At 70.9% G+C, this 6522-nt stretch carries 7 protein-coding genes; 4 read left to right on the forward strand and 3 right to left on the reverse strand.

All coding sequences use genetic code 11. The features are described from left to right. Both trhO and AC3WLN_RS22970 read left to right on the forward strand, forming a co-directional pair. On the forward strand, positions 1 to 791 hold a 791-nt coding region (gene trhO / locus AC3WLN_RS22965), incomplete at its 5' end, for an oxygen-dependent tRNA uridine(34) hydroxylase TrhO (protein ID WP_492485157.1). Then, positions 788 to 997 (forward strand): SlyX family protein, encoded by a 210-nt coding sequence (locus AC3WLN_RS22970; RefSeq protein WP_056277927.1) that lies wholly within the window; start codon positions 788 to 790, stop codon positions 995 to 997. The genes trhO and AC3WLN_RS22970, both read left to right, overlap by 4 nt. 81 nt (positions 998 to 1078) lie before the next feature. On the opposite strand, the gene AC3WLN_RS22975 is transcribed toward AC3WLN_RS22970, so the two are convergent. Together AC3WLN_RS22975 and AC3WLN_RS22980 are read right to left on the reverse strand one after the other, a co-directional pair. After that, positions 1079 to 2521, reverse strand: a complete 1443-nt coding sequence (locus tag AC3WLN_RS22975; RefSeq protein WP_492485159.1) for an NAD-dependent succinate-semialdehyde dehydrogenase — start codon at positions 2519 to 2521, stop codon at positions 1079 to 1081. Between the two features lie 558 nt (positions 2522 to 3079). Beyond that, positions 3080 to 3871 carry a class II glutamine amidotransferase gene (locus AC3WLN_RS22980; RefSeq protein ID WP_492485161.1) on the reverse strand — a complete coding sequence of 264 codons (792 nt, stop codon included), beginning with the start codon at positions 3869 to 3871 and terminating at the stop codon, positions 3080 to 3082. Between the two features lie 485 nt (positions 3872 to 4356). Between AC3WLN_RS22980 and AC3WLN_RS22985 the strand changes: the two genes are divergently transcribed. Beyond that, positions 4357 to 4749: a response regulator gene (locus AC3WLN_RS22985; protein ID WP_463774083.1), complete on the forward strand. Its 393-nt coding sequence runs from the start codon at positions 4357 to 4359 to the stop codon at positions 4747 to 4749. 165 nt (positions 4750 to 4914) lie between these two features. Here the strand turns inward: AC3WLN_RS22985 and rpsU are convergent, their stop codons facing one another. Then, complete coding sequence (rpsU, locus tag AC3WLN_RS22990) at positions 4915 to 5229, reverse strand: 30S ribosomal protein S21 (RefSeq protein WP_463774081.1); 315 nt, start codon at positions 5227 to 5229, stop codon at positions 4915 to 4917. Positions 5230 to 5785: 556 nt separating this feature from the next. Between rpsU and AC3WLN_RS22995 the strand changes: the two genes are divergently transcribed. Continuing rightward, positions 5786 to 6522: PAS domain-containing protein (locus AC3WLN_RS22995; protein ID WP_492485164.1), on the forward strand; the 737-nt coding region annotated here is incomplete at its 3' end.

Consider the following 6522-nt stretch of genomic DNA (forward strand, 5'->3'; position numbering starts at 1 on the left):
ACCCCGTGCCCCGCCGATCGCCCCCGATGCCCCTGACCGTCGCCGCCCTGTACCAGTTCGTCGCCCTGCCGGACGCCGCCGCCCTGCAGGCGCCGCTCGAGGCCCTGTGCGCGGAGCTCGGGCTGACCGGCACGCTGCTGCTGGCGCCCGAGGGCCTGAACGGCACGGTGGCGGGAACGGCCGCGGCGATCGAGGCCTTCCTGGCCGCCCTGCGCAGCGGCCCGCTCTTCGGCGGGCGTCTGGCCGGCCTCGACTGCAAGCTCTCGCGGGCGGAGGCGCCGCCCTTCCGCCAGCTCAAGGTCCGGCTGAAGCGCGAGATCGTCACCTTCGACGACGGCGCCACCGACGCGACCCGGGCGGGCATGCCCGTGGCGCCGGAGGCCTGGAACGCGCTCCTCGACACGCCGGGCCTCCTGCTGATCGACACCCGCAACGCCTTCGAGGTGGCGCTCGGCAGCTTCCCCGGGGCGGTCGACCCGGGGATCACCCGGTTCAGCGCGTTTCGCGACTACGTCGACGGCCTCGATCCGGCGGCGCACGCCACCGTGGCGATGTTCTGCACAGGCGGCATCCGCTGCGAGAAGGCCGGCGCCTACATGCGCGCCAGGGGATTCGCCGACGTGCGCCACCTCGAGGGCGGCATCCTGCGCTATCTCGAGACCGTGCCGGAGGCCGAGAACCGCTGGCGCGGCGACTGCTTCGTCTTCGACGGCCGCATCGCGCTGGGCCCCGCCCTGGTGGAGCGGCCCAACCACCCGCCGGAAGCCCTGATGTCCGAGACGCCGCGATGACCGATCTCTCCGCCCGCATCGACGCCCTGGAGATGCGCCTCACCGAGCAGGACGTGGTGATCGACGACCTCAACGCCACGATCACCGCCCAGTGGCGCCAGATCGACGCCCTGACCCGGCAGATGGCCAAGCTCGTCGAGGAGGTCGAGCAGGCTTCCCACCGCCCGGCCTCCGGCGCGCCCGAACCGCCGCCGCCGCATTATTGAAGGGGTGGTCGCCGCGCGATCCCTCTCCCCTCTGCGGGAGGGGGGAGGGTCGACCCGCGATCCCGGCGGCTCTTCCGGGCCCTACCCCCCGACGCTCGCCTGGCTGACGAACTTCGTGGTCAGGTAGGCCTCCAGGGCCTCGGTGCCGCCCTCGCTGCCGTAGCCAGAATCCTTGACGCCGCCGAAGGGCGTCTCGGGGAAGGCCAGGCCGTGGTGGTTGATGCCGACCATGCCGCTCTGGACCCGGGCGGCGACCGCGACGGCCCGGGCGGCCGAGCGGGTATAGGCGTAGGCGGCCAGGCCGTAGGGGAGCCGGTTGGCCTCGGCATAGGCCGCCGCGTCGTCGGAGAAGCGCTGGATCAGCGCCACCGGGCCGAAGGGCTCCTCGTTCATGATGCGGGCGGTGACGGGCACGTCGCAGAGCACGGTCGGCTCGAAGAAGTTGCCGCGGTTGCCGATGCGCTTGCCGCCGGTGCGCAGCTCGGCCCCCTGCGCCACGGCGTCGGCGCAGAGCGTCTCCATCGCCTCCAATCGGCGGGCGTGGATGAGCGGACCCATGGTGGTCTCGGGGTCGAGCCCGTCGCCGACCCGGCGCCCTTCCGCGAAGGCGACGAAGCCGTCGCGAAACCGCTCGTAGACGGCCTCGTGCACCAGCATCCGGGTCGGGGCGACGCAGACCTGGCCGGCGTTGCGGAACTTGTTGGCCCCGAGCACCGCCACGGCGGTGTCCACGTCGGCATCCTCGAACACGATGGCGGGGGCATGGCCGCCGAGCTCCATCGTCGCCCGCTTCATGTGCCGGCCGGCCAGGGCCGCGAGCTCCTTGCCCACCGGGGTCGAGCCCGTGAACGACATCTTGGCGATGACGGGGTGCGGGATCAGGTAGCCCGAGATCGCGGCCGGGTCACCGAAGACCAGCGAGAGCACGTCGCCGGGCACGCCGGCATCGAGGAAGGCGCGGATCATCGCCGCGCAGCTCGCCGGGGTATCCTCGGGGCCCTTCAGGATCACCGAGCAGCCGGCGCAGAGGGCCGCCGCGACCTTGCGCACCGCTTGGTTGATCGGGAAGTTCCAGGGCGTGAACGCCGCCACGGGCCCGACCGGCTCGCGCAGCACCATCTGGACGACGCCGTCGGCGCGGGCCGGGATGATCCGGCCATAGGCGCGGCGGCCTTCTTCCGCGAACCAGTCGGTGACGTCGGCCCCGGCCAGGATCTCCACCCGCGCCTCGGCCAGCGGCTTGCCCTGCTCCAGGGTCATGAGGCGGGCGATGTCCTCGACCCGCGCGCGCAGCAACTCGGCGGCCCGGCGCAGGATCTTGGAGCGCTCGTAGGCCGAGACCGTGCGCCAGGCGGCGAAGCCCCGCTCGGCCGCCGCCAGCGCCCGGTCGAGATCGGCCCGGGTCGCCACCGCCAGGGTGCCCAGGGTCTCGCCGGTGGCCGGGTTGAGCACCGGCAGGGTCTCCGAGCCGGACCCGTCTGTCCAGGTCCCGGCGATGTGCAGCGTCACGTTCGGATAGGTCATCGGCGGCTCCCGCATGGCGATCGAGCCGGGTTGTCCGTCCTTCCCGCGCGGGCCGCAACCCTGCTGGGGGGATGGCTGGGTCGACCGCGGCGTGTCGCCGGCGCGGCCGAGCGATCGCCGATGGCGCCACAGCGTCATTCCGGGGCGCCGCAGGCGAGCCCGGACCCGGGAGGAGCGCGCCAGCGGCGTGCCATCCAAAGCCACCGACGGCGTCAAGTTCGGCACCAGCTGCGTGTCTGGATCCTGGGTTCCGCTGCGCGGCCCCAGGATGACGGGGTGCTGCGTGTGGATTTCCGGCCCGGTCGCAGCCGACACTAACCCCGTCATTCCGGGGCGCCGTAGGCGAGCCCGGAATCCAGAGCCGCCGACGATGGAAAGTCCTGCACCACCTGCGGATCTGGATTCCGGGGCTCCGCTGCGCGGCCCCGGGATGACGGGGTGCTGCGTATGGGTCATTCGATGGGGACCGTATCTGCGATGCCCCCGCCTGCCGATTGTCAGGCCCATCCGGAGCCGCCGCTCTCCCAGCCGGACCGCCTCGCCCTCCCGAGGCTCGACTCAGGCGGCGATGCGCTCGGCGACCGCCTCGGGGCCGGTGACGATCACCGCGCCGCCGCGGCGGGCCTGGAGGGTGCCGCCCTTGGGGACGACCTTCCAGCCGTCGCGGCAGCCGTCGATCGGCTCGGAGACGACGACGAGGCCGGTCTCGGTCTGGCGGTAGTACAGGCTCGGAGGCGAGCCGTCGCAGGCCCAGCGATAGGCCGTCAGGGTCTCGCCGTCGCTGACGACGGCGGTGAAGCGCAGGGGCTCGGTGGCCTCGGCCGCCCGCATCAGGTCGCGCACCGTGGCGAGGGTCCGGGCCATGGCGCCGATCGGGTCCTCGGCGAGGCCGTTGGCGAGCGCCAGGAGGAAGATCGCCTCGGAATCGGTGGTGCCGCGCCGGTCGTCGTAGAGCGCGTCGGGGATCAGCGCCTCGAGGCGCCGCTTGATGCGGTGGTAGCCGCCGATCTGGCCGTTATGCATGAACAGGTGACGGCCATGGGCGAAGGGGTGGCAGTTCGCCCGGGTTGTGGCGGTGCCCGTGGAGGCCCGCACATGGGCGAAGAACATCCGCGCCCGCACCTGCTGGCAGAGATTGACGAGGTTCTCGTCCGACCAGGCCGGGCAGACGTCGCGGTACAGGCCCGGGTCGACCCGCTCGCCGTACCAGCCGATGCCGAAGCCGTCGCCGTTGGTCTCCGTCTTCGCCTCGGCCGCGTGGAGCGACTGGTGGACCAGCGAGTGCGTCGGCGCGCAGACGAGGTCGGTCAGGAAGACCGGCTCACCGGAATAGGCGAGGAAGCGGCACATGACGGACAATCACCCCCTGATCTCGACGACGCGACCAACCCGGTCGCCGCCCTGGGGCGACGTCCGTCTCCTGCAATCCCTGCGACCCGTTCACCGGTGAAGTTCAGGCGATCGGGGTGAACGCTTGGTTAACGCGGGCCGCGGGCCCGCCCTCCTGCAGAGCCAGCTATGCAAGAGGCGCACCGTGCGCACCGAGGTCTTCCCGGGCGATCGGCGCCGTGCGGGCCACTCATCATGCGAGCCCGGCGGGAATGCGGCGGCGGAACCGACGATCGATGCGGGAACCGCATAGCCGGAACATCGATTCGGACTCTTGCCCCCCGCACCGTGGCGGCGCAGCATCACCGGGCGAGAATCAGTAATCCGATCGGATCAGGCGGGGCCGCGTGCGGTCGCCCTGGGCCCCCGCGTATCGCGTCCCACCCGTCCATCCCGCGCGTTCGCTACGCCAGACGCCCGACCCAGACGCCCGACAAGGAGACTTCATGGATCGCACCCACGCCCCCTGCCCGATCGCCCTCGTGGTCGAGGACGACGTCGATGTCCGCAATCTCGCGACGGCCGTCCTGGAGGAGAGCGACCTCGACGTCATCGCCTGCGACACGGCCGAGGCCGCGATCTCGGTGCTGGAGCGCACCGGCGGCAACGTCGCCCTGCTCTTCGCCGACGTGCGCCTGGGCGCCGGCATGGACGGGATCGCCCTGGCGAGCGCCGTCGAGCGGCGCTGGCCGGACATCCGGGTGGTCCTCACCTCCGGGGGCGATGCCCGCGCGGTCGAGGCCATGCCGGCCCAGGCGGTCTACATGCAGAAGCCGTGGCGGGCCCTCGACGTGCTGGTCCAGGCCGAGCACGCGACGGTGGCGGCTCGGGCCGCCTGACCGCCCGAACCTTTACGCCGCCCGAACGCAGGGGCGACGCGAAGAAGCCCGGCCGCCGAGCGACCGGGCTTCTCCGAACTTTGCCGTCGACGGCCGGCGCCATGCGCAGGGCGATCGTCGCGATGAACTTCGGGCTCAGGGAGCCGAGGCTCGGAAAGCCTGGACTCAGGCGTTGCCGGCGGGCGGCAGCACGGTCGGAGCCGTCGGGGCGAACGGCGAACCGCTCGGACGACGCGGCGCACCGGCGCCGAAACGGGGCTTGGGCTTCGGCGCGGCGATCAGGCCCTCGCGGATCGCGGTCTTGCGGGCCTGCTTGCGGGCGCGGCGCACGGCCTCGGCCTTCTCACGAGCCTTGCGGACGGAAGGCTTCTCGTAGGCCTTGCGCTGCTTCATCTCGCGGAAGATGCCCTCGCGCTGCATCTTCTTCTTCAGGACGCGGAGGGCTTGGTCGACGTTGTTGTCGCGAACGAGTACCTGCAACGGTTTCAATCCTCTGAAACGATGTTTGTTGGGCGGCGCCGATTCTGAGACCCTCCCGGAGCCCCGCGACGCGAACTGCAAAACGTCCCGGACCCGGGATTTCCCCCGGGCGGGACGTCCGTCAGACGGCCTCGAATCGGCGCAGAAACTGCACTTGGGGCAGGCTCATACACCAACCGCCCGCGAGTTCCAACACGCCTCGCCGCGGCCGGGCCGCATTATCGCGCCCAGGAGGGGACAAACCCGTCCCCCTGTCGCCCATGGGACGCGGCCGGCAGCGTCGCGGGGCGCCCCAGTGATGTCGAAGTGGTCGAAGACGCATCATTCGTAGGCGATCGGCCCAATCGAATATCGATCGTTCTTCCACGAGCTTTCTCTGAAGAAATCATCGTTCAACATAGTCCAGAGGGTTGCCGGATCGCTTCGCGGACCGTGCGAATTTTCCGATCCTTAAGATTCTTATGGCAGTTTCACTGCGCGGCACGGACGAACATACGAAGAGATGTCCCGTGGCCGTGCGTAGAACCCCTGACGGGTTCCGACACCGGGGCGCATGATGTTGGGTATGAGGAACAGGCTGTCGGCCGAGACCGCCGCGAAGCTCGCGGCCCTCGACAAGTCGCAGGGCATCATCGAGTTCACGCTCGACGGCACGGTGATCACCGCCAACGAGAACTTCCTCGCCGTGATCGGCTACACCCTGCCGGAGATCGTCGGCCAACATCACAGCCTGTTCGTCGAGCCCGCCGAGCGGGACAGCGCCGCCTACGCGGCCTTCTGGGCCAAGCTGCGCCGGGGCGAGTACGAGGCCGCCCAGTACAAGCGCGTGGCCAAGGGCGGCCGCGAGGTCTGGATCGAGGCCTCCTACAACCCGATCCTCGATGCGTCCGGCAAGGCCTACAAGGTCGTCAAGTTCGCCACCGACATCACCGCGCAGAAGATGCGCGACGCCGACGTCCAGGGCCAGCTCGCCGCCCTGCACAAGGCCCAGGCCGTGATCGCCTTCGCCCTCGACGGCACCGTGCTCGAGGCCAACGAGAACTTCCTCGCCGCAATCGGCTACACCCTGCCGGAGATCGTCGGCCGGCATCACCGGATGTTCGTGGAGCCCGCCGAGCGTGATTCCGCCGCCTATGCCGAGTTCTGGGCCCGCCTGCGCCGGGGCGAGTACCAGGCCGCCCAGTACAAGCGCGTGGCCAAGGGCGGCCGCGAGATCTGGATCGAGGCCTCCTACAACCCGATCCTCGATGCGTCCGGCAAGGCCTACAAGGTCGTCAAGTTCGCCACCGACAT

Source organism: Methylobacterium sp. FW306-05-D (assembly GCF_058782155.1).

Coding starts and splice junctions, on each gene's coding strand:
- AC3WLN_RS22970 (WP_056277927.1), top strand. CDS start 788: ATGACCGATCTCTCCGCCCGCATCGACGCCCTGGAGATGCGCCTCACC.
- AC3WLN_RS22975 (WP_492485159.1), bottom strand. CDS start 2,521: ATGACCTATCCGAACGTGACGCTGCACATCGCCGGGACCTGGACAGAC.
- AC3WLN_RS22980 (WP_492485161.1), bottom strand. CDS start 3,871: ATGTGCCGCTTCCTCGCCTATTCCGGTGAGCCGGTCTTCCTGACCGAC.
- AC3WLN_RS22985 (WP_463774083.1), top strand. CDS start 4,357: ATGGATCGCACCCACGCCCCCTGCCCGATCGCCCTCGTGGTCGAGGAC.